A 1,001-nucleotide genomic window follows, 5' to 3' on the forward strand; every position below is an offset into this window, starting at 1 on the left:
GCTTCATTTTGTTTTGCCCAAACTAAAGCATCGGCTAGTTCTGGGATAGCATTGGCCCAAGAACTACCATCTGCTGTACCACCACTTACGTTTTTGTTGACATAAACAATGTTGCTAGTATCTGGCACTAATTGAAGAGGTTGGTTTTCATAAGCCCCTATATCTAAAGTACTACCAACCAAACGTGCATTACCCGCTATATCTACATCGTTGGTTAAGTCTCCTCCTACACTAGTATATAAGGTATTACTAGCCGCATTAATGGCTACACTACTATCTTTTAAACTATAATCTCCATTGGTTGGGTCTGTAAAAATGTCTGTTTCTGTAAGTCCTGTAGCATCTAGGTTACCATTGCTAGTATCGCTACTGCCTTCTATTAAACTATATTGTATATCTAGGGTAGAAGAAAAAGAATTACTATAAAGCTCTCCCCATACGATGGAATTGTAGATATTCAGAGAAGAATTATAAAAATTAGCCATTACGTCGCTAGAATATTTAGCACTATTTCCAATAAAAGTATTATTGGAAATATCTAGAGAAGATGATTCATTACACATTCCGCCACCATATACAGCATTATTCCCACTAAAAGTAGAATTCGTAATAACTGCAGCAGAATTATAAAAATTTAACATTCCGCCACCATAATTAGCAATATTCTCACTAAAATTAGTATTGGTAATAACTAGAGAAAAATAATTATTAAACATTCCGCCACCATTATATCCATAATTCCCACTAAAAGTAGTATTGGTTATAATTAGAGAAGAAGCATTATGCATTCCCCCGCCATTAAAAGTATCAATCATAATTCCGTTTACATACTGGTATGTGAAATCATTTGCATTTCCCCCTATTATGGTAAAGCCGTCTAGACTTGCACTACCTACATCTCCAGAGCATATAAGTACATGATAAGCATTTTCTGTATTATTAGTAAAACTTAAGCTGCTTCCAGCACCTGTAATTACATCATCATCATTAAAATCTCCACT

General features: G+C 34.8%; 1 protein-coding gene. It reads right to left on the minus strand.

The window, feature by feature from the left end; translation table 11 throughout:
* A partial coding sequence (locus BUC03_RS06340; protein ID WP_317041151.1) for a choice-of-anchor Q domain-containing protein occupies window positions 1–1,001 on the minus strand: 1,001 nt, incomplete at both ends.

The organism is Mesonia phycicola (genome assembly GCF_900141885.1).
GTDB classification, from domain to species: Bacteria; Bacteroidota; Bacteroidia; order Flavobacteriales; family Flavobacteriaceae; genus Mesonia; species Mesonia phycicola.